The organism is Streptococcus sp. 1453 (assembly GCF_013276955.1).
Lineage (GTDB): Bacteria > Bacillota > Bacilli > Lactobacillales > Streptococcaceae > Streptococcus.
The window spans coordinates 208,290-228,407 of record NZ_VMLZ01000005.1 but is presented as its reverse complement, the minus strand read 5'-3'; the positions used below and the strand labels follow the sequence as shown (position 1 = coordinate 228,407).

20 protein-coding genes are annotated in these 20,118 nt (G+C 40.6%); 13 read left to right on the top strand and 7 right to left on the bottom strand.

All coding sequences use genetic code 11. The features are described from left to right. Nucleotides 1–2 precede the first annotated feature (2 nt). From HW098_RS04595 to HW098_RS04565, 7 genes are read left to right on the top strand one after another with little or no spacing between them, the layout of a single operon-like run. Nucleotides 3–1,193: a glycoside hydrolase family 88 protein gene (locus HW098_RS04595; protein ID WP_176139423.1), complete on the top strand. Its 1,191-nt coding sequence runs from the start codon at nt 3–5 to the stop codon at nt 1,191–1,193. Nucleotides 1,194–1,203: 10 nt separating this feature from the next. Then, on the top strand, nt 1,204–1,695 hold the full coding sequence (locus tag HW098_RS04590) for a PTS system mannose/fructose/N-acetylgalactosamine-transporter subunit IIB (protein ID WP_050094117.1): 492 nt from the start codon (nt 1,204–1,206) through the stop codon (nt 1,693–1,695). 14 nt (nt 1,696–1,709) lie between these two features. Continuing rightward, nucleotides 1,710–2,489: a PTS mannose/fructose/sorbose/N-acetylgalactosamine transporter subunit IIC gene (locus HW098_RS04585; protein WP_000026611.1), complete on the top strand. Its 780-nt coding sequence runs from the start codon at nt 1,710–1,712 to the stop codon at nt 2,487–2,489. Continuing rightward, nucleotides 2,476–3,294 carry a PTS system mannose/fructose/sorbose family transporter subunit IID gene (locus tag HW098_RS04580; RefSeq protein WP_000148015.1) on the top strand — a complete coding sequence of 273 codons (819 nt, stop codon included), beginning with the start codon at nt 2,476–2,478 and terminating at the stop codon, nt 3,292–3,294. The genes HW098_RS04585 and HW098_RS04580 overlap by 14 nt, the downstream gene beginning before the upstream one ends. Beyond that, on the top strand, nt 3,294–3,587 hold the full coding sequence (gene yajC, locus HW098_RS04575; protein WP_000381733.1) for a preprotein translocase subunit YajC: 294 nt from the start codon (nt 3,294–3,296) through the stop codon (nt 3,585–3,587). Before HW098_RS04580 ends, yajC begins: the two co-directional genes overlap by 1 nt. 21 nt (nt 3,588–3,608) lie before the next feature. Then, the gene (locus tag HW098_RS04570) at nt 3,609–5,510 is read left to right on the top strand and encodes an alginate lyase family protein (RefSeq protein ID WP_176139422.1); all 1,902 of its coding nucleotides are present in this window, start codon (nt 3,609–3,611) and stop codon (nt 5,508–5,510) included. Between the two features lie 59 nt (nt 5,511–5,569). After that, complete coding sequence (locus tag HW098_RS04565) at nt 5,570–6,571, top strand: LacI family DNA-binding transcriptional regulator (protein WP_000412459.1); 1,002 nt, start codon at nt 5,570–5,572, stop codon at nt 6,569–6,571. 270 nt (nt 6,572–6,841) lie between these two features. On the opposite strand, the gene HW098_RS04560 is transcribed toward HW098_RS04565, so the two are convergent. Genes HW098_RS04560 through HW098_RS04540 form a run of 5 tightly spaced genes read right to left on the bottom strand, consistent with a single transcriptional unit; the run spans nt 6,842 to nt 8,785 of the window. After that, nucleotides 6,842–7,420, bottom strand: a complete 579-nt coding sequence (locus tag HW098_RS04560) for a DUF3278 domain-containing protein (protein ID WP_176139421.1) — start codon at nt 7,418–7,420, stop codon at nt 6,842–6,844. A 26-nt stretch (nt 7,421–7,446) separates the two neighbouring features. Beyond that, nucleotides 7,447–7,770: a hypothetical protein gene (locus HW098_RS04555; protein WP_000838776.1), complete on the bottom strand. Its 324-nt coding sequence runs from the start codon at nt 7,768–7,770 to the stop codon at nt 7,447–7,449. A 9-nt stretch (nt 7,771–7,779) separates the two neighbouring features. After that, on the bottom strand, nt 7,780–8,022 hold the full coding sequence (locus tag HW098_RS04550; RefSeq protein ID WP_000711746.1) for a hypothetical protein: 243 nt from the start codon (nt 8,020–8,022) through the stop codon (nt 7,780–7,782). Nucleotides 8,023–8,032: 10 nt separating this feature from the next. Then, nucleotides 8,033–8,575 carry a DUF3278 domain-containing protein gene (locus HW098_RS04545; RefSeq protein ID WP_176139420.1) on the bottom strand — a complete coding sequence of 181 codons (543 nt, stop codon included), beginning with the start codon at nt 8,573–8,575 and terminating at the stop codon, nt 8,033–8,035. A gap of 15 nt (nt 8,576–8,590) precedes the next feature. Continuing rightward, nucleotides 8,591–8,785, bottom strand: a complete 195-nt coding sequence (locus tag HW098_RS04540; RefSeq protein ID WP_001082470.1) for a helix-turn-helix transcriptional regulator — start codon at nt 8,783–8,785, stop codon at nt 8,591–8,593. A 166-nt stretch (nt 8,786–8,951) separates the two neighbouring features. Between HW098_RS04540 and rsmH the strand changes: the two genes are divergently transcribed. From rsmH to HW098_RS04515, 5 genes are all read left to right on the top strand, one after another. Continuing rightward, nucleotides 8,952–9,902: a 16S rRNA (cytosine(1402)-N(4))-methyltransferase RsmH gene (gene rsmH, locus HW098_RS04535; RefSeq protein WP_176139419.1), complete on the top strand. Its 951-nt coding sequence runs from the start codon at nt 8,952–8,954 to the stop codon at nt 9,900–9,902. A 9-nt stretch (nt 9,903–9,911) separates the two neighbouring features. Beyond that, complete coding sequence (gene ftsL, locus HW098_RS04530) at nt 9,912–10,229, top strand: cell division protein FtsL (protein ID WP_000227826.1); 318 nt, start codon at nt 9,912–9,914, stop codon at nt 10,227–10,229. A gap of 3 nt (nt 10,230–10,232) precedes the next feature. Beyond that, nucleotides 10,233–12,485 (top strand): penicillin-binding protein PBP2X, encoded by a 2,253-nt coding sequence (pbp2X, locus tag HW098_RS04525; protein ID WP_000872247.1) that lies wholly within the window; start codon nt 10,233–10,235, stop codon nt 12,483–12,485. Nucleotide 12,486: 1 nt separating this feature from the next. Further along, on the top strand, nt 12,487–13,467 hold the full coding sequence (mraY, locus tag HW098_RS04520; protein ID WP_176139418.1) for a phospho-N-acetylmuramoyl-pentapeptide-transferase: 981 nt from the start codon (nt 12,487–12,489) through the stop codon (nt 13,465–13,467). Nucleotides 13,468–13,806: 339 nt separating this feature from the next. After that, on the top strand, nt 13,807–15,912 hold the full coding sequence (locus HW098_RS04515; protein WP_176139417.1) for an ATP-dependent Clp protease ATP-binding subunit: 2,106 nt from the start codon (nt 13,807–13,809) through the stop codon (nt 15,910–15,912). A 165-nt stretch (nt 15,913–16,077) separates the two neighbouring features. On the opposite strand, the gene HW098_RS04510 is transcribed toward HW098_RS04515, so the two are convergent. After that, nucleotides 16,078–16,560, bottom strand: a complete 483-nt coding sequence (locus HW098_RS04510) for an S-ribosylhomocysteine lyase (RefSeq protein WP_000032547.1) — start codon at nt 16,558–16,560, stop codon at nt 16,078–16,080. Between the two features lie 94 nt (nt 16,561–16,654). Then, nucleotides 16,655–18,139 carry a DUF1846 domain-containing protein gene (locus HW098_RS04505; protein ID WP_176139416.1) on the bottom strand — a complete coding sequence of 495 codons (1,485 nt, stop codon included), beginning with the start codon at nt 18,137–18,139 and terminating at the stop codon, nt 16,655–16,657. Between the two features lie 152 nt (nt 18,140–18,291). Here HW098_RS04505 and HW098_RS04500 point away from each other — a divergent pair, with 152 nt between their 5' ends. Then, nucleotides 18,292–19,902 (top strand): alpha-glucosidase, encoded by a 1,611-nt coding sequence (locus HW098_RS04500; RefSeq protein ID WP_176139415.1) that lies wholly within the window; start codon nt 18,292–18,294, stop codon nt 19,900–19,902. Nucleotides 19,903–20,118: the final 216 nt, after the last annotated feature.

Sequence of the window (20,118 nt, the reverse complement as noted above, 5' to 3'; positions counted from 1 at the left end):
GAATGATAAAAAAGGTTACGATTGAAGAAATAAAATCGCCTGAGCGCTTCTTAGAAGTACCACTTCTGACGAAAGAAGAAGTCGGCCAGGCAATCGATAAGGTTATTCGGCAGTTAGAACTCAACCTTGACTATTTCAAGGAAGATTTCCCGACGCCAGCTACCTTTGATAATGTCTATCCAATCATGGATAATACGGAATGGACCAATGGTTTCTGGACAGGAGAACTGTGGTTGGCTTATGAATACAGTCAACAGGATGAATTTAAAAACATCGCTCATAAAAATGTTCTTTCTTTCCTGGATCGTGTCAATAAGAGAGTAGAATTGGATCACCATGATCTCGGCTTCTTGTACACACCGTCTTGTATGGCTGAATATAAGATAAATGGAGATGGAGAGGCCAGAGAGGCAGCCTTGAAAGCTGCAGATAAGTTGATTGAACGCTATCAAGAAAAAGGTGGTTTTATTCAAGTTTGGGGAGACTTGGGCAAGAAAGAGCATTACCGTTTGATTATCGACTGCTTGCTCAACATCCAACTCTTATTCTTTGCTTATCAAGAAACAGGCGATCAAAAATACTACGATATTGCAGAAAGCCATTTCTATGTTTCAGCTAATAATGTAATCCGTGATGACGCTTCGTCCTTCCACACCTTCTACTTTGATCCTGAGACAGGTCAACCCCTTAAAGGTGTAACGAGACAAGGGTATAGTGATGATTCATGCTGGGCACGTGGTCAATCATGGGGAGTCTATGGTATTCCTTTGACTTATCGTCACCTGAAAGACGAGTCCTGCTTTGACTTGTTTAAGGGTGTAACCAATTATTTCTTGAATCGTCTGCCAAAAGATCATGTTTCTTATTGGGATTTGATTTTTAATGATGGTAGTGATCAATCACGAGATTCTTCAGCAACAGCTATCGCTGTCTGTGGGATTCATGAAATGCTAAAACATCTCCCAGAGGTGGATGCTGACAAAGATATTTATAAACATGCTATGCATGCCATGCTTCGTTCTTTGATCGAACATTATGCAAATGATCAATTTACCCCTGGTGGGACAAGTCTCCTCCACGGTGTGTACTCATGGCATTCAGGTAAAGGAGTGGACGAAGGCAATATCTGGGGTGACTACTATTACCTAGAAGCCCTTATCCGTTTCTACAAGGATTGGAACCTATATTGGTAGGAGGAGAAATATGACAATGCCAAATATTATTATGACCCGTATCGATGAACGGTTGATTCATGGGCAAGGACAACTTTGGGTAAAATACCTAGGTTGTAATACGGTCATTGTTGCCAATGATGAAGTAAGCACGGACAAGATGCAACAAACTCTGATGAAAACAGTTGTACCAGACTCAGTTGCCATGCGTTTCTTCCCTTTGCAAAAGGTGATTGATATCATTCACAAGGCTAATCCTGCTCAAACGATCTTTATCGTTGTAAAGGATGTAAAGGACGCTTTAACCTTGGTAGAAGGTGGTGTCCCTATCAAAGAAATCAATATTGGGAACATTCACAATGCCTCTGGTAAAGAGCAAGTGACACGCTCTATCTTCCTGGGTGGAGAGGACAAGGCAGCTCTCAAGGAATTGAACCAAACTTATCAAGTAACATTTAATACGAAAACAACTCCAACAGGAAATGATGGAGCTGTTGAAGTCAACATTATGGACTATATTTAAAAGAGGAGATCGTTATGTCGATTAATGTATTTCAAGCGATTTTAATTGGATTATGGACAGCTTTCTGTTTTAGTGGAATGCTGTTAGGAATTTACACCAATAGATGCATTGTTCTGTCATTTGGTGTCGGAATTATTCTAGGTGATTTGCCTACTGCTCTTGCAATGGGAGCTATTGGTGAATTGGCTTATATGGGATTCGGTGTTGGTGCTGGAGGTACTGTTCCACCAAACCCAATCGGACCTGGTATCTTTGGTACCTTGATGGCTATCACTAGTGCTGGTAAAGTCAGTCCAGAAGCGGCTCTTGCCCTCTCTACTCCGATTGCTGTGGCGATTCAATTCTTACAAACTTTCGCCTACACTGTACGTGCTGGTGCGCCTGAAACGGCGATGAAGCACTTGAAAAACCATAATTTGAAGAAATTCAAGTTCACTCTAAATGCAACAATTTGGTTATTTGCCTTTATTGGATTTACCTTGGGTTGCTTGGGTGCCCTTTCAATGGATACCTTGTTGAAACTCGTAGACTACATTCCACCGGTATTGCTTACAGGTTTGACAGTTGCTGGTAAAATGCTCCCAGCTATCGGTTTTGCGATGATCTTGTCAGTGATGGCTAAGAAAGAGTTGATTCCCTTTGTCTTGTTGGGATATGTTTGTGCAGCTTATCTAAACATCCCAACAATTGGTATTGCAATTGTAGGTACTATCTTTGCTTTGATTGAATTTTATAACAAGCCAAAAACAGCGAATCATGTGGTAGAGGAGGAAGCACACGATGACTGGATCTAACAAATTAACAAAACGTGATTATCTTAAAACGTCTTTGCGGGCATTCTTTTGTCAAAATGGATTTAACTATAGTAACTATCAAGGGTTGGGATATGCCAATGTGATGTATCCTGCTTTGAAAAAACACTATGGAGAGGATCAGGAAGGTTTCTACCAAGCCTTGGAAGAAAACTGTGAATTCTATAATACCAACCCACACTTCCTGCCTTTTATTACCAGTTTGCACCTTGTAATGTTGGAAAATGGCCGTCCGGCAAAAGAGACACGTAGCATCAAGATGGCCTTGATGGGGCCATTGGCAGGTATTGGGGATTCTCTTTCTCAATTCTGTTTAGCTCCATTGTTCTCAACCATCGCCGCTTCTTTTGCTCAAGAAGGCCTGGTTGTCGGTCCAATCTTGTTCTTCCTAGCGATGAATACGATTTTGACAGCGATTAAATTGTCAACTGGTCTCTATGGATACAAACTAGGAACGACTGTGATTGATAAACTAAGTGAACAGATGGCAACGATTTCTCGTATTGCTAATATTATCGGTGTAACCGTAATTGCTGGTTTGGCAGCGACATCTGTGAAGATTATGGTGCCAATCACCTTTGCTGCAGGGGAAGTTAAAGCAGATACCAAACAAAGTATCGTAAGTATTCAGGGAATGCTTGATAAGGTTGCTCCAGCTCTTCTACCAGCCCTATTTACACTTTTAGTTTACTACTTGATCAAAGAAAAGAAATGGACAACATATAAACTCGTTATTTTAACAGTTATCATCGGAATTATCGGAAGCTGGCTTAAGATTCTAGCTTAATGGATACAACATTGTTTTATGGAATAGTGATTGTCTTGGCAGTGAGCCCCCTTTTACTGTCAAGCTTTCATTCTATTCGTCAGCAAAAGTTGCTTCGCAAACAGATGGAGCAACGAAAAGAGTATTTAGCTTCTTTAACATCTGGTGATGAAGTGTTGTTATTGTCTGGAATTCATGGAAAAATCATTTCTATCAAAGATGACTTGGTCTCCTTGCAGATTGCAAAAGGTGTGGTCATCTATGTAGAAAAGGAAAGTGTAATGGGAAAGACAAAAGAACTGCTTTTTAAGTAGTTCTTTTTCTGGTAATAGATAATGAAAGAAGAAAGAAGACAATTTTTTGAAAGAATTGATGGGGATCAATATCGTGATTATATCTTGTCCCACTGTTCACAAGACTATGAGAAAGTCAAGCGTTCCCTTGAACGCTTGATGGACAATCGTTTTATGTTTGATAGTCCTTGGGATATGGAACCTTGTTCAAAAATCCATCAAATCCAGCCGATGGTGTGGAATCAAGTATTTGAAGATGATCCAGAATGGGCTTATATGCTCAATCGACAAGAATATCTCTTGCAGTTTATGATAGGGTACCTGGTAGAAGGAGATAAGGGCTATATCCAAAAGTGCAAGTTCTTTCTATTTGACTGGATTGAGCAGGTGAGAGAATTTCGTCCTCAATCTTTGATGACTAGAACCTTGGATACGGGTATTCGTTCCTTTACTTGGTTGAAACTACTCTTGCTCCTCTTGAAATTTGACCTGCTAGAGGAGGAAGAACTAGAGAAAATTTTGGTCAGTCTAGAAAAGCAGATTGACTTTATGAAAAGCCATTATCGCGCCAAGTACACCCTTAGTAACTGGGGAATTTTACAAACGATTCCGATACTTGCAACCTATCATTTCTTTTCAGATAAGATGGACCTAGAAGAAGCTTACCATTTTGCTTCAAAGGAGTTGAAACAGCAGATCGAGACGCAGATTTTAGAGGATGGAAGTCAGTTTGAACAGTCGATTCTCTATCATGTAGAGGTTTATAAAGCCTTGCTGGACTTGTGTCTCTTGCTTCCGGACTTGCAAGATAGCTTTCAAGAGCTGCTGGAAAAGATGGCGACTTACATTCAAATGATGACAGGTCTAGATGGACGGACCTTGGCTTTTGGTGATAGCGATTCTACAGAAACGACAGAGATTTTGAGCCTGTCTGCTATGGTTTTGAACAAGGAAGACCTTCTTAACGGTCTGGATGTTAAAGTCGATTTACTTAGCCTCCTGTTCCTGGGGCGAGAAAAGGTCAAGCGACTGCAGGAATTTGAAAAGAGAGCTTGGCAGCCTAAGTTCAGGAGCTTTGAAGATTCTGGGCATGTTTGCATTAAGGATGAACATCGTTATCTATTTTTTAAAAACGGTCCGCTGGGAAGTGCCCATAGCCATAGTGACGAGAATAGTTTTTGCTTACAGTATCAAGGCCAACCGATTTTCATAGATACTGGGCGTTATTCTTATCGGGAGGTAGATGAACGTTATCTCTTAAAGAGTGCTTGGAGTCATTCGACCTGTATAGTAGATGGGAAAGCTCCAGAAAGGATCGTGGGATCCTGGGAATATGAATACTATCCTCACTCCCTGTTTTGTCACCACAAAGAAAGAGAGGGAGTGCATTATATTGAGGGGGCGTATTTGTCAGCAGAACCTGATTTGCCTTATCTTCACAGGAGAAAAATCCTCATGTTGGCAGAGGATGTATGGCTCTTGGTAGATGATATCAGGTGTCAAGGTCAGCATGAGGCGTTGACTCAGTTTATCCTTGACAAGGATGTGACCTATCAAGATGGGAAAATCAATCAGTTGAAACTATGGAGTGAAGTTGATTTTGATTTGGAAGCTACGATCATTTCTCCTAAATACAACGAGCTTGAAAAAACTAGCAAACTCATCAAACACCAATTCTTTGAGAATCAGATGCTGGATTATACAATCATTGCGCATGAGAGTTTTGAAATCATCCGTCATTCTGTCTACCAGACAGATGGTCATCAAGTAGAAAATGCTCTGGCTTTTGAAGTGAAAAATGACGAAACAGACAAGCTGATTCTGTTATTAAGCGAGGATATTTGTGTAGGTGAAAAATTATGCCTAGTTGACGGAACAAAAATGCGTGGAAAATGTCTAGTATATGATAAAATAAATGAGAGAATGATTCGCTTGCAGTGCTAGAAATAGGCGTTTTGAATAGTGAATATGTTATAATGAGTATTAGTAGGAGGTGTTTTAGATTGGAGAAGAAACTGACCATAAAAGATATTGCAGAAATGGCTCAGACCTCGAAAACAACCGTGTCATTTTACCTAAACGGGAAATATGAAAAAATGTCCCAAGAGACACGTGAAAAGATTAAAAAAGTTATTCATGAAACAAATTACAAACCGAGCATTGTTGCGCGTAGCTTAAACTCCAAACGAACAAAATTAATTGGTGTTTTGATTGGTGATATTACCAACAGTTTCTCAACCCAAATTGTTAAGGGAATTGAGGATATCGCCAGCCAGAATGGCTACCAGGTAATGATAGGAAATAGTAACTACAGCCAAGAGAGTGAGGACAGGTATATTGAAAGCATGCTTCTCTTGGGAGTAGACGGCTTTATTATTCAGCCTACCTCTAATTTCCGAAAATATTCTCGTATCATCGATGAGAAAAAGAAGAAAATGGTCTTTTTTGATAGTCGGCTCTATGAACACCGGACTAGCTGGGTCAAAACCAATAACTATGATGCCGTTTATGATATGACCCAGTCCTGTATCGAAAAAGGTTATGAGCATTTTCTCTTGATTACAGCGGATACGAGTCGTTTGAGTACTCGGATTGAGCGGGCAAGTGGTTTTGTGGATGCTTTAACAGATGCTAATATGCGCCACGCTAGGCTAACCATTGAAGATAAGCATACGAATTTGGAACAAATTAAGGAATTTTTACAAAAAGAAATCAATCCCGATGAAAAAACTCTGGTATTTGTTCCTAACTGTTGGGCCCTACCTCCAGTCTTTACCGTTATCAAAGAGTTGAATTATAACTTGCCACAAGTTGGGTTGATTGGTTTTGACAATACGGAGTGGACTTGCTTTTCTTCTCCAAGTGTTTCGACGTTGGTTCAGCCCGCCTTTGAAGAAGGACAACAGGCTACAAAGATTTTGATTGACCAGATTGAAGGCCTCAATCAAGAAGAAAGGCAACAAGTCTTGGATTGTAGTGTGAGTTGGAAAGAGTCGACTTTCTAAGATGAAAGGGAAATAACTGGCAACCTCTGTTAAGAAATAAAATAATCCCATCTAGCATGAACTGGATGGGATTATTTGTCTATAAAATGAGAAATTACGGGAGTAATCTCCTAAATCAACTATTTTTGATTTACTTCTTTAACTACTTGATAAAAGTTATAGAAGTAGACCAAACTTGAGATGATGGTTACGACTAGGAATATTGGAAATTTCCATTGGATGGAGTTTCTTGATTTTCTTGGTTCAAGACTGAAAAATCGTATAGTGAAGTCATTGCTTACTTTTCTCCTTCTGTTTGGTATTTTTAGGAGTTTTCTCCTCCTGAAGTGATAGAAATCCGTAGGTCAGGGTTCCGAAAATACTACCGATAATCAGGCCATACATCAGGAAAGGACCACTTTTATCAAATTGCATGAGCAACTTTCCAAAATCTGAAAAGGACATCTGCTGAACGAAGACTTTATGAAAGATGAGTAGGGTAAAGAGGCCAATCTGAATACCGATAAACACAACCCAGCTTCGGAATTTGATTTGGGCTTTGCTGTAGGTTTTGAGGATGATTTCTGACTTGTCATCTTTTTCCAGATGGAGTTCTTTGACGGCTCTTTGAGTTTTTAAAGTAATGAAAAAAATGAGTCCAGAGTAAACGTAGGGCATGGCATAGAGAACGGCCTCTATGAAGCGTCCAAATAACAGATAAAACAAGAAGAGGAAGAAGGAAGAATAAACGATTTGAACCATAGAACGGGCACAAGCTTTGTAGATAATCTCTTGTCGGCATTCATCAAAAGGACCCTGAATATGAAAGAGATTTCGAAGCAGGCGAGTGGTTAAGTCTTCTTTGTTCATGCTAATAACCTCCTAAATGAGCAGTTTTACTGACTTTCTTTTACGAATTGATAGAGATAATAAAGATAAGTGATAGAAGAAAGGATAGCGATAGTGAACAGTAAATAATATTTCCAACCGCTTGAGATGAGCATCAGTTGTGGTAAAGATAGAATCATAAAGCATAGTGCTAAGTTGAGTATGCGTGTTTTTTGGGAGTCAATCTTTAGATAAGTCAGTCCTTTGTTAAGGGCTGGAACAAAGACTAGCACGAGGAATATCTCTCTGATTAAGTTCCCTGAAACGATGATGAAGATGAGCAGAGAACTGAACAAAATATGATAGGTCAGTAAAGTTAGTAATGATTTCATAGGTACCTCCTAATCCTGGTCTTTTTTAGCTCTTGCAATACGAAGTGAGTCGACAATATGCATCATCACTCCGAAAAAGAAAGCTCCCAGTATAGTTTTAAAAATATGTTTTGTATTTAGAAGAGAAGTGATAAAATTTGGATTTTCACTTGTTAGGGTATCAATGAGTGGAATTATAAAAAATATCACTGTTCCATAAATCGAACCTGCTTTCAGACCAGGATAACGTAACTGTTTCTTTTCTTTTTTCATGAGTTTCCTCCTAATCATTATCTTGATCTTTCTTAGCTTTAGCAATGCGACGGGAGATGATAATTTGTATAATCACTCCGAAGAAGAAAGAATGGAGAATACTTGAAAAAATATTTTTAAAAGCGAGAAGAGACTGAAGATAGTCCTGACTCTCACCTAGCAGTATATGGAGAAGAGGGGTTGTAAAAAAACTCATTAATCCATAGACTATCCCAGCTTTCAGACCTGGGTAATGTAGTTGCTTACTTTCTTTCTCACTCAGCATATCTGGTTCAATAGTTGTAATCCCTGTTTTTTGCATTTGGTAGGTGAGATATCCAGCAACGATGAGGGCAATCACTAAAATTAGAGGAGGATAGACTAGAGCCACTAGTTGAGGATATTTATAGGCCAGAACGAGCGGAATAAGATTGCCGAAAATCATCAGATAAAAGAGGAAGATAAAGACTTGGTTACCTATACGGTCTGCCTCGCGTCGTTTGTATTCGTCAAGGGGATCAGAAATACCGTATGTGCGCTTGATCAGTTTTTCAGTGAAGGTTTCTTTTTTCATGAGTTGGCTCCTTTTTTAAAAATCATCCTCCCAAAAGAGACTGTTGAGGTCAGTTTGGAGGCTGCGGGCGAGATTGAGACAGAGTTCCAGAGTCGGATTGTACTTGTCGTTTTCAATCATGTTGATGGTTTGTCTCGAGACACCGATATCCTTGGCGAGCTCGAGCTGGGAAATGCCCAGTTCCTTGCGAAATTCTTTCACACGATTCATCTGGTCTCCTTTCTGATTTATGTCGTATATATTTGACTACATTATATTCTTCTATGGACTGAATGTCAAGCATATTTGACATATTTCTTAAAGAAATCTTACTTGTTTTTGCCCTATTTGTCTGACTAGTGCAAGCTAGTCAGATTTGTGGTAAAATAGATAGGATATGACAAAAGAATTTCATCATGTAACGGTCTTACTCCACGAAACGATTGATATGCTTGATGTGAAACCTGACGGTGTTTACGTTGATGCGACCTTGGGTGGAGCGGGCCATAGCGAATATTTATTAAGTAAATTAAGTGAAAAAGGCCATCTCTATGCCTTTGACCAGGACCAGAATGCCATTGACAACGCGCAAAAACGCTTGGCTCCTTACATTGAAAAGGGAATGGTGACTTTTATCAAGGATAACTTCCGTCATTTACAGGCACGTTTGCGCGAAGCTGGTGTTCAGGAAATTGATGGAATTTGTTATGACTTGGGAGTGTCTAGTCCTCAATTGGACCAGCGTGAGCGTGGTTTTTCTTATAAAAAGGATGCACCACTGGACATGCGGATGAATCAGGATGCTAGTCTGACAGCCTATGAAGTGGTGAATCACTATGACTATCATGACTTGGTTCGTATTTTCTTCAAGTATGGTGAGGATAAATTCTCTAAACAGATTGCGCGTAAGATTGAACAAGCGCGTGAAGTCAAGCCAATCGAGACAACGACTGAGCTGGCAGAAATTACCAAGTCGGCTAAACCTGCCAAGGAGCTCAAGAAGAAGGGCCATCCTGCCAAGCAGATTTTCCAGGCTATTCGAATTGAAGTCAATGATGAACTGGGAGCAGCAGATGAATCTATCCAGCAGGCTATGGAGATGTTGGCTCTAGATGGTAGAATCTCAGTGATTACCTTCCATTCCTTGGAAGACCGCTTGACTAAGCAATTGTTCAAGGAAGCTTCAACAGTTGAAGTTCCCAAAGGTTTGCCTTTCATCCCAGATGATCTCAAGCCCAAGATGGAATTGGTATCCCGTAAGCCAATCTTGCCAAGTGCAGAAGAATTAGAAGCCAATAACCGCTCGCACTCAGCCAAGTTGCGCGTGGCCAGAAAAATTCACAAGTAAGAGGAAAAAATGGTAGATAAGAAAGAAACAACCAGTCAATTCTTGCAGAGTCGTATAAAAAAATTCTCCCGTGTGGAGAAGGCTTTTTATCTTTCCATTGCGTTTACGGCTCTCGTCTTAGCAGTGAGTATTATCTTTATGCAGACACGACTCTTGCAAGTGCAAAGTGATTTGACAAAAATCAATGCACAGATAGAAGAGAAGAAGACAGAGCTCGATGATGCTAAGCAGGAAGTGAATGAATTGATTCGTTCAGAACGCTTGAAAGAAATCGCAAATTCTAAGGACTTAAAATTGAATAACGAGAATATTCGATCAGCGGAGTAAGATATGAAGTGGACAAAAAGAATAACCCGATTTGCGATTAGAAACCGTAAATCTCCAGCAGAAAACCGTAAAATAGTAGGGAAGTACATCAGCTTGTTAGCTGTCGTACTTTTCGCTGTCTTTTTGGTCAATTTTGCTGTTATTATCGGGAGTGGTAGTAAATTTGGAACGGATCTAGTAAAAGAGGCTAAGAAAGTTCACCAAATAACTCGTACAGTCCCTGCCAAACGTGGGACTATTTATGACCGCAATGGAGTCCCGATTGCTGAGGACGCAACCTCCTATAATGTCTATGCTGTTATTGATAAAAAATACAAATCAGCAACGGGTAAAATTCTTTATGTAGAAGATGCCCAGTTTAATAAGGTAGCAGAGGTTTTCCATAAGTATCTGGATATGGACGAGGCTTATGTTAAAGAACAATTGTCTCAACCGAATCTGACTCAAGTTTCTTTTGGTGCCAAAGGAAATGGAATTACCTATGCCAATATGATGGCTATTAAAAAGGATTTGAAAGACGCTAGTGTTGAAGGAATTGACTTCACAACTAGCCCTAATAGAAGCTATCCAAATGGACAATTCGCTTCTAGTTTTATTGGTTTGGCCCAACTCCATGAAAATGAGGATGGTAGCAAGAGTTTGCTGGGAACTTCTGGGATGGAGAGTTCCTTGAACAGTATTCTTGCAGGGAAAGACGGTATTATTACCTATGAAAAAGATCGTCTGGGTAATATTGTCCCTGGAACAGAACAAGTTTCCCAACAAACGGTAGATGGCAAGGATGTTTATACAACATTGTCTAGTCCGCTACAATCTTTCATGGAAACTCAGATGGATGCCTTTCTAGAAAAAGTAAAAGGTAAGTATATGACCGCGACCTTGGTCAGTGCAAAGACCGGTGAAATCCTCGCTACCACCCAACGACCTACCTTTAATGCAGATACTAAAGAAGGAATCACTGAGGACTTTGTTTGGCGTGATATTCTTTATCAAAGTAACTATGAACCAGGATCAGCCATGAAGGTTATGACGTTAGCTTCTTCTATTGATAATAATACCTTCCCAAGTGGAGAATACTTCAATAGCAGTGAATTCAAAATAGCGGATGCGACGACTCGAGATTGGGATGTTAATGAAGGTTTGACTACTGGTGGGATGATGACTTTCTTACAAGGTTTCGCTCACTCCAGTAATGTTGGAATGAGTCTACTTGAACAAAAAATGGGAGATGCTACTTGGTTGGATTATCTAAAACGCTTTAAATTTGGGGTTCCAACTCGCTTTGGCTTGACAGATGAATACGCTGGTCAACTTCCAGCTGATAATATTGTTAGTATTGCTCAAAGCTCATTTGGGCAAGGAATTTCAGTGACACAAACACAAATGCTTCGTGCCTTTACAGCTATTGCTAATGATGGAGTTATGCTGGAGCCAAAATTTATAAGTGCTATTTATGATACTAACAATCAGTCTGTACGTAAGTCACAAAAAGAAATAGTAGGAAATCCTGTTTCCAAAGAGGCAGCAAGCACAACTCGAAATCACATGATCTTAGTTGGGACGGACCCTCTATATGGAACTATGTATAATCACTACACAGGAAAGCCAATTATAACAGTTCCTGGACAAAATGTAGCAGTTAAATCCGGTACGGCTCAAATCGCTGATGAGAAAAATGGAGGATACTTGGTTGGTTCTACCAATTATATTTTCTCAGCTGTGACTATGAATCCTGCTGAAAATCCTGATTTTATCTTGTATGTAACGGTTCAACAGCCTGAGCATTATTCAGGTATCCAGTTGGGAGAATTTGCCACCCCAATCTTGGAGCGGGCTTCAGCTATGAAAGAATCTCTCAATCTTCAATCTCCAGCCAAAAATTTAGATAAAGTTACGACAGAATCTTCTTATGCAATGCCTAGCATCAAGGATATTTCACCTGGTGAGTTGGCGGAAGCCTTACGCCGAAATATTGTGCAACCAATCGTTGTAGGTACTGGAACAAAGATTAAAGAGACTTCTGTAGAAGAAGGGACCAATCTTGCACCAAACCAACAAGTTCTCCTTTTATCGGATAAGGTAGAGGAAATTCCAGACATGTATGGCTGGAAAAAGGAGACTGCTGAGACTTTTGCTAAATGGTTGGATATTGAGCTAGAATTTGAAGGTTCAGGTTCCGTCGTTCAGAAGCAAGATGTTCGGACTAATACAGCTATCAAAAACATTAAAAAAATTAAATTAACTTTAGGAGACTAATATGTTTATTTCTATCAGTGCTGGAATTGTGACATTTTTACTAACTTTAGTAGGAATTCCAGCCTTTATCCAATTTTATAGAAAGGCGCAAATTACAGGCCAGCAGATGCATGAGGATGTCAAACAGCACCAGGCAAAAGCTGGGACTCCTACAATGGGGGGGCTTGTTTTCCTCATTGCTGCAGTTGTGGTGAGTTTCCTCGTCGCTCTTTTTTCAAAACAATTGACCAATAATGTTGGTATGGTTTTGTTTATTTTGGTCTTGTATGGTTTGGTTGGTTTTTTAGATGACTTCCTCAAGGTCTTCCGTAAAATCAATGAGGGGCTGAATCCTAAGCAAAAATTGGCTCTTCAGCTCCTAGGTGGGGTCGTTTTCTACCTTTTCTATGAGCGCGGTGGCGATATGCTTTCAGTCTTTGGTTACCAAGTGCATCTAGGGATTTTCTATATTCTTTTCGCCCTTTTCTGGCTAGTTGGTTTTTCAAACGCAGTCAACTTGACTGACGGCATTGACGGTCTGGCTAGTATTTCAGTCGTGATTAGTTTGTCTGCCTATGGAGTTATTGCCTATGTGCAAGGTCAGATGGATATTCTTCTAGTGATTCTTGCCATGATTGGTGGTTTGCTTGGTTTCTTTGTCTTTAACCATAAGCCTGCTAAGGTCTTTATGGGGGATGTGGGAAGTTTAGCTCTCGGTGGAATGCTGGCAGCGATTTCTATGGCCCTCCACCAAGAATGGACTCTCTTGATTATCGGAATTGTTTATGTTTTTGAAACAACTTCAGTCATGATGCAAGTCAGTTATTTCAAAATGACTGGTGGCAAACGTATTTTCCGCATGACGCCTGTGCATCACCATTTTGAGCTTGGAGGATTGTCTGGTAAAGGAAATCCATGGAGCGAGTGGAAGGTTGACTTCTTCTTTTGGGGAGTGGGACTTCTAGCAAGTCTCTTGACCCTAGCAATTTTGTATTTGATGTAAGAATGGCACCCTGATGTTTCAGGGTGTTTTTGCTTTTTAAAAAATATTGGTCAATTAAAGTCAAATCCCTTGACCTTTTCTGACTAATGTAGTATATTATGAACGTAAGGTAAATGAAAGCCTTACTAGAACGCTTATTTAAAGTAAAAAAGAAAGAGGTGGGGTCTATGTTTAATCTAGAAATCTTCAGAAGTAAAGATAGTCTACTCCTGCTTGAAAAAGAAAAACCAGAAATAGTACGTAGAGTAGCGATTTGGCTAGTCTAAATTTTTTAAAACAAAGGTCAAAGATAGTCAATATCAGTAATCATAACTAAGTAAACAAAATGAGGTAAAGAATATGAACAACAACTTTAATAATTTTAACAACATGGATGATTTGTTTAACCAATTGATGGGTGGTATGCGAGGATACAGTTCTGAAAACCGTCGCTACTTGATTAATGGACGAGAAGTGACACCTGAGGAATTTGCTCACTATCGTGCAACTGGCCAATTGCCAGGAAATGCAGAAGTTGATGGACAAATGCCACAACATACGTCAGGTATGAAACAAGACGGTGTCCTTGCTAAACTAGGTCGAAACTTGACAGCAGAAGCTCGCGAGGGCAAGCTGGATCCTGTTATCGGACGAAACAAGGAAATTCAAGAAACATCTGAAATCCTCTCACGCCGTACTAAGAACAATCCTGTTTTGGTCGGAGATGCAGGCGTTGGTAAGACAGCTGTTGTCGAAGGTCTTGCTCAAGCAATTGTGAACGGTGATGTTCCAGCTGCCATTAAGAATAAGGAAATTATTTCCATTGATATCTCAGGCCTTGAGGCTGGGACTCAATACCGTGGTAGCTTTGAAGAAAACGTTCAAAACTTAGTCAATGAAGTAAAAGAAGCGGGAAATATCATTCTCTTCTTTGATGAAATTCACCAAATCCTCGGTGCTGGATCTACTGGAGGTGACAGTGGTTCTAAGGGGCTTGCGGATATTCTCAAGCCAGCTCTCTCTCGTGGAGAATTGACAGTGATTGGGGCAACGACTCAGGATGAATACCGTAACACCATCTTGAAGAATGCTGCTCTTGCTCGTCGTTTCAACGAAGTCAAGGTCAATGCTCCTTCAGCAGAGGATACTTTTAAAATTCTTCAAGGAATTCGTGACCTCTATCAACAACATCACAATGTCATATTGCCAGACGAAGTTTTGAAAGCAGCGGTGGATTATTCTGTTCAGTATATTCCTCAACGTAGCTTGCCAGATAAGGCTATCGACCTTGTCGATGTAACGGCAGCTCACTTGGCGGCTCAACATCCAGTAACAGATGTGCATGCTGTTGAACGAGAAATCGAAGTGGAAAAAGACAAGCAAGAAAAAGCAGTTGAGGCAGAAGATTTTGAAGCAGCTTTAAACTATAAAACACGCATTGCAGAATTGGAAAAGAAAATCGAAAATCACACAGAAGATATGAAAGTGACTGCAAGTGTCAACGATGTGGCTGAATCTGTAGAGCGAATGACGGGTATCCCAGTGTCACAAATGGGAGCGTCAGATATCGAACGTTTGAAAGATATGGCTCATCGCTTGCAAGACAAGGTAATCGGTCAAGATAAGGCAGTAGAAGCAGTAGCTCGTGCCATCCGTCGTAACCGTGCTGGTTTTGATGAAGGCAATCGCCCAATCGGAAGCTTCCTCTTTGTAGGTCCAACTGGGGTTGGTAAGACTGAGCTTGCTAAGCAATTGGCACTGGATATGTTTGGAACTAAGGATGCGATCATCCGTTTGGATATGTCTGAATACAGTGACCGCACAGCCGTTTCTAAGCTAATTGGTACAACAGCAGGTTATGTGGGCTATGATGACAATAGCAATACATTGACAGAACGTGTTCGTCGCAATCCATACTCTATCATTCTCTTGGATGAAATTGAAAAGGCTGATCCCCAAGTGATTACCCTTCTCCTCCAAGTCCTAGATGATGGTCGTTTGACAGATGGTCAAGGAAATACAGTAAACTTCAAGAACACTGTCATTATTGCGACCTCAAATGCTGGTTTTGGCTATGAAGCCAACTTGACAGAAGATGCGGACAAACCAGAATTGATGGACCGTTTGAAACCATTCTTCCGTCCAGAATTCCTCAACCGCTTTAATGCAGTTATCGAGTTCTCGCACTTGACTAAGGAAGACCTTTCTAAGATTGTGGATTTGATGTTGGTTGAAGTCAACCAAACCTTGGCTAAGAAAGACATTGATTTGGTAGTCAGTCAAGCAGCTAAGGACTATATCACAGAAGAAGGTTATGACGAAGTCATGGGTGTTCGTCCTCTTCGTCGCGTGGTTGAACAAGAAATTCGGGATAAGGTGACAGACTTCCACTTGGATCATTTAGATGCTAAACATCTGGAAGCAGATATGGAAGATGGTGTTTTGGTCATTCGTGAAAAAGCCTAATACTCTTCGAAAATCAAATTCAAACCACGTCAGTTTCGCCTTGCCGTACTCAAGTACTGTCTGTGGCTAGCTTCCTAGTTTGCTTTTTGATTTTCATTGAGTATAAGCCAAGATTTTGAGAATAAAAAGAAGGAGCCAGCTGAAAAAAACTGGTTCCTTTTGTGTTTAAATCACATGACGTTCAAAGGCATCATCTGAAATTCCTTGTTCCAAGATGAGTTTTGCCCATTCTTTAGCAGAAAAGAGGCTGTGATCCTTGTAGTTACCGCAAGATTCGATGGTTGTTCCAGGGACGTCTTCCCAAGTAGTAGTCTCAGCGATTTCTTTGAGCGAATCCTTGATAACAGCCGCGATTTCAGCACTGGTGTGGCGCCCCCACATAATCATGTGGAAGCCTGTGCGGCAACCAAATGGTGAACAGTCAATCATACCGTCAATGCGGGTACGGATGAGCTTGGCCAAGAGGTGCTCGATAGTGTGAAGTCCAGCAGTAGGGATAGAGTCTTCGTTTGGTTGCACTAAACGAATATCGTAATTGGAGATGATGTCTCCCTTTGGCCCTGTTTCTTCCCCAATCAAGCGAACATAGGGTGCTTTAACAATGGTGTGGTCAAGTTCAAAACTTTCAACAATAACTTCTTTTGACATGGTAAATCCTTTCAGTTTTCTTCTTTCATTATAACATAAAGCCGGCTCCTGAGACAGAGAGAAAACCTCTCCGAGGGTGGAGAGGTTGAAATCGTTACTTACGATACAAGCGGTCGTATTGGTAGTAAGGGTCAAAGGTTACATTGATACCCAATTTGCGAAGGACATTCTTGTCTTCATCTGTCAAGATGATAGTTGAGTGGGCTTCGCTTCCTTTGAGGTTGCCAAGCTCTTCCATAGCACGAGCGGCATCAGGATTTTCTGTAGCTGTGATAGCAAGGGCAATCAAAATTTCATTTGAATGTAGGCGTGGATTGCGGCTACCTAGATGATCGATTTTAAGACCTTGGATTGGCTTGACAACTTCTGGTTCGATTAGTTTCACTTCTTTAGCAATATCAGCTGATTTCTTGATAGCGTTGATAAGAGCAGCGGCTGTAGGGCCAAAGAGTTCTGAGTTTTTACCAGTCACGATTTCGCCAGTTGGCAATTCAAGGGCTAGGGCTGGTCCGCCAGTTTCTTCTGCTTTTTGACGCGCAACAACAGCAACCTTACGGTCAGCTGGTGTGATGCCAAGGTCGTTCATGAGCAGTTGGATTTTTTTAACGGCCGTTTCACCGACTTTTTCAGCCTTGAAATCAAGCACTGTTTGATAGTAACGGCGAATGATTTCTTGTTTAGAAGCTTCGATAGCAGCCTCATTATCTGTAATAGCGAAACCAACCATGTTGACACCCATGTCTGTCGGAGAAGCGTATGGAGATTTACCAAGAATACGTTCCAACATGCGCTTAAGCACTGGGAAAATCTCGATATCACGGTTGTAGTTGACAGTGGTCTCTCCGTAAGTTTGGAGATGGAAGGGGTCAATCATGTTGACATCGTCAAGGTCAGCTGTGGCAGCTTCGTAGGCCAAGTTGACTGGGTGATGAAGGGGAAGATTCCAAACTGGGAAGGTTTCAAATTTAGCGTAACCAGACTTGATACCATTGATTTGGTCGTGGTACATGTTGGACATACACGTTGCCAATTTTCCAGAACCAGGGCCAGGAGCAGTTACGACGATTAAGTTACGACTGGTTTTGATGTAATCATTTTTCCCCATACCTTCAGGAGAAATAATGTGATCCATATCCGTCGGATATCCTTTGATTGGATAATGAAGATAAGAATCAATTCCGTTTTTCTCGAGTTGGTTTCGGAAGGCATCTGCAGCTGGTTGACCAGCGTATTGTGTAATGACAACGGAGCCAACGAAAATCCCTAATTCATTGAATTTGTCAATCAAACGAAGAACTTCTTGGTCATAAGAAATACCCAAGTCGCCACGTGCTTTGGAATGCTCGATGTTGCTAGCGTTAATGGCAATCACAACTTCGACTTGCTCTTTCAATTCCTGCAAGAGCTTGATTTTGTTGTCAGGTTCATAGCCAGGAAGGACACGAGCAGCGTGGAAATCTTCTAACATTTTGCCACCAAACTCCAAGTAGAGCTTGCCGTCAAATTGGTTAATGCGTTCCAAAATGTGGTCGCGTTGTAGATTCAAATAGTTTTCAGAACTAAAAGCTTGTTTTTTCATTTTTTTACCTCTGACCTCTATTATAATAAAAAATTGGAAGTTAGGAAACTATGGAGTTAAAAAAGAAATCAAAAAGATTAGGCAAACGCTTGCACAAAACTCAGAAAAGCGCTATCATAGACTGTAGATTATTAAAATAATGAGGTAAGAAAATGCAAGAAAAATGGTGGCACAATGCCGTAGTCTATCAAGTCTATCCAAAGAGTTTTATGGATAGCAACGGAGATGGAATTGGCGATTTGCCAGGAATTACCAGTAAGTTAGACTATCTAGCCAAGTTAGGAATCACAGCGATTTGGCTTTCTCCAGTTTATGACAGTCCTATGGATGATAATGGCTATGATATTGCTGATTATCAAGCGATTGCAGCTATTTTCGGGACCATGGAGGATATGGACCAACTAATCGCTGAAGCTAAGAAACGTGATATTTGTATCATCATGGACTTGGTGGTCAATCATACCTCGGATGAACATGCTTGGTTTGTCGAGGCCTGTGAAAATCCTGACAGCCCTGAGCGTGACTACTATATCTGGCGGGATGAGCCTAATGATCTTGATTCTATCTTTAGTGGGTCTGCTTGGGAGTATGATGAAAAGTCGGGTCAATACTATCTCCACTTTTTCAGTAAGAAACAGCCTGATCTCAACTGGGAGAATGAAAAACTTCGCCAGAAAATTTATGAGATGATGAACTTCTGGATTGATAAAGGCATTGGCGGTTTCCGTATGGATGTCATTGACATGATTGGCAAAATTCCTGATGAGAAGGTAGTCAATAATGGACCGATGCTCCATCCTTATCTCAAGGAGATGAACCAAGCCACTTTTGGCGATAAGAATCTCTTGACAGTAGGGGAGACTTGGGGAGCAACTCCAGAGATTGCCAAGCTTTACTCTGATCCAAAGGGGCAAGAATTGTCTATGGTTTTCCAATTTGAACACATCTGTCTTCAGTATCAGGAAGGGCAACCTAAGTGGCACTATCAAAAAGAGTTGAACATCGCTAAGTTAAAAGAGATTTTCAACAAATGGCAGACAGAGTTAGGCGTTGAGGACGGCTGGAATTCACTCTTCTGGAACAATCATGACCTCCCTCGTATCGTCTCAATCTGGGGAAATGACCAAGAATACCGAGAAAAATCTGCCAAAGCCTTTGCAATCTTGCTTCATCTCATGAGAGGGACTCCTTATATCTATCAAGGTGAGGAAATTGGGATGACAAATTATCCGTTTGAAACACTGAATCAAGTAGAAGATATTGAATCTCTTAACTATGCGCGTGAGGCTCTTGAAAAAGGCGTTCCGATGGAAGAAATCATGGACAGTATCCGTGTCATTGGTCGTGACAATGCCCGTACCCCTATGCAATGGGATGAGAGCAAAAACGCTGGTTTCTCAACTGCTCAACCTTGGTTGGCAGTGAATCCAAACTATCAAGCAATCAACGTTCAAGAAGCGCTGGCAAATCCTGATTCTATTTTCTATACCTATCAGAAGCTAGTTCAAATCCGTAAGGAGAATAGCTGGCTGATTCGAGCTGATTTTGAACTTCTTGATACGGCTGATAAGGTCTTTACTTATATTCGTAAAGATGGCGACCGTCGTTTTCTAGTTGTGGCCAATTTGTCCAATGAAGAGCAAGACTTAACAGTAGAAGGAAACGTCAAATCTGTCTTGATTGAAAACACCACGGCTCAAGAAGCCTTTGAAAAACAAGTCTTAGCTCCATGGGATGCTTTCTGTGTGGAATTGACTGACTAAAATGAGAGAGATTGGGCAAAAACTCGACTTCAGGAGAAAATGAAGTAAATCTTTCCACAATAAAATGCATAGTACCAAGTTTTTTCAAGACCTGATATTATGCGTTTTTTGTTTTAAAGACTTTTTTCCCAGCCTCTTTTTGCTAAAAGTTGTGTAAAAACTCTTTTAAAAACATTTGTTAGAATTTTCTAACAAATTCTACAAGAAGTCTTGCAT

What these genes read in the sequence shown, in the direction of transcription:
- mraY (WP_176139418.1), top strand. Translation starts at nt 12,487, where the DNA reads ATGTTTATTTCTATCAGTGCTGGAATTGTGACATTTTTACTAACTTTA.
- HW098_RS04510 (WP_000032547.1), bottom strand. Translation starts at nt 16,560, where the DNA reads ATGTCAAAAGAAGTTATTGTTGAAAGTTTTGAACTTGACCACACCATT.
- rsmH (WP_176139419.1), top strand. Translation starts at nt 8,952, where the DNA reads ATGACAAAAGAATTTCATCATGTAACGGTCTTACTCCACGAAACGATT.
- HW098_RS04550 (WP_000711746.1), bottom strand. Translation starts at nt 8,022, where the DNA reads ATGAAAAAAGAAAAGAAACAGTTACGTTATCCTGGTCTGAAAGCAGGT.
- HW098_RS04570 (WP_176139422.1), top strand. Translation starts at nt 3,609, where the DNA reads ATGAAAGAAGAAAGAAGACAATTTTTTGAAAGAATTGATGGGGATCAA.
- HW098_RS04500 (WP_176139415.1), top strand. Translation starts at nt 18,292, where the DNA reads ATGCAAGAAAAATGGTGGCACAATGCCGTAGTCTATCAAGTCTATCCA.
- HW098_RS04540 (WP_001082470.1), bottom strand. Translation starts at nt 8,785, where the DNA reads ATGAATCGTGTGAAAGAATTTCGCAAGGAACTGGGCATTTCCCAGCTC.
- ftsL (WP_000227826.1), top strand. Translation starts at nt 9,912, where the DNA reads ATGGTAGATAAGAAAGAAACAACCAGTCAATTCTTGCAGAGTCGTATA.
- HW098_RS04515 (WP_176139417.1), top strand. Translation starts at nt 13,807, where the DNA reads ATGAACAACAACTTTAATAATTTTAACAACATGGATGATTTGTTTAAC.
- HW098_RS04590 (WP_050094117.1), top strand. Translation starts at nt 1,204, where the DNA reads ATGACAATGCCAAATATTATTATGACCCGTATCGATGAACGGTTGATT.
- HW098_RS04580 (WP_000148015.1), top strand. Translation starts at nt 2,476, where the DNA reads ATGACTGGATCTAACAAATTAACAAAACGTGATTATCTTAAAACGTCT.
- HW098_RS04595 (WP_176139423.1), top strand. Translation starts at nt 3, where the DNA reads ATGATAAAAAAGGTTACGATTGAAGAAATAAAATCGCCTGAGCGCTTC.
- HW098_RS04560 (WP_176139421.1), bottom strand. Translation starts at nt 7,420, where the DNA reads ATGAACAAAGAAGACTTAACCACTCGCCTGCTTCGAAATCTCTTTCAT.
- HW098_RS04505 (WP_176139416.1), bottom strand. Translation starts at nt 18,139, where the DNA reads ATGAAAAAACAAGCTTTTAGTTCTGAAAACTATTTGAATCTACAACGC.
- pbp2X (WP_000872247.1), top strand. Translation starts at nt 10,233, where the DNA reads ATGAAGTGGACAAAAAGAATAACCCGATTTGCGATTAGAAACCGTAAA.
- yajC (WP_000381733.1), top strand. Translation starts at nt 3,294, where the DNA reads ATGGATACAACATTGTTTTATGGAATAGTGATTGTCTTGGCAGTGAGC.
- HW098_RS04545 (WP_176139420.1), bottom strand. Translation starts at nt 8,575, where the DNA reads ATGAAAAAAGAAACCTTCACTGAAAAACTGATCAAGCGCACATACGGT.
- HW098_RS04585 (WP_000026611.1), top strand. Translation starts at nt 1,710, where the DNA reads ATGTCGATTAATGTATTTCAAGCGATTTTAATTGGATTATGGACAGCT.
- HW098_RS04555 (WP_000838776.1), bottom strand. Translation starts at nt 7,770, where the DNA reads ATGAAATCATTACTAACTTTACTGACCTATCATATTTTGTTCAGTTCT.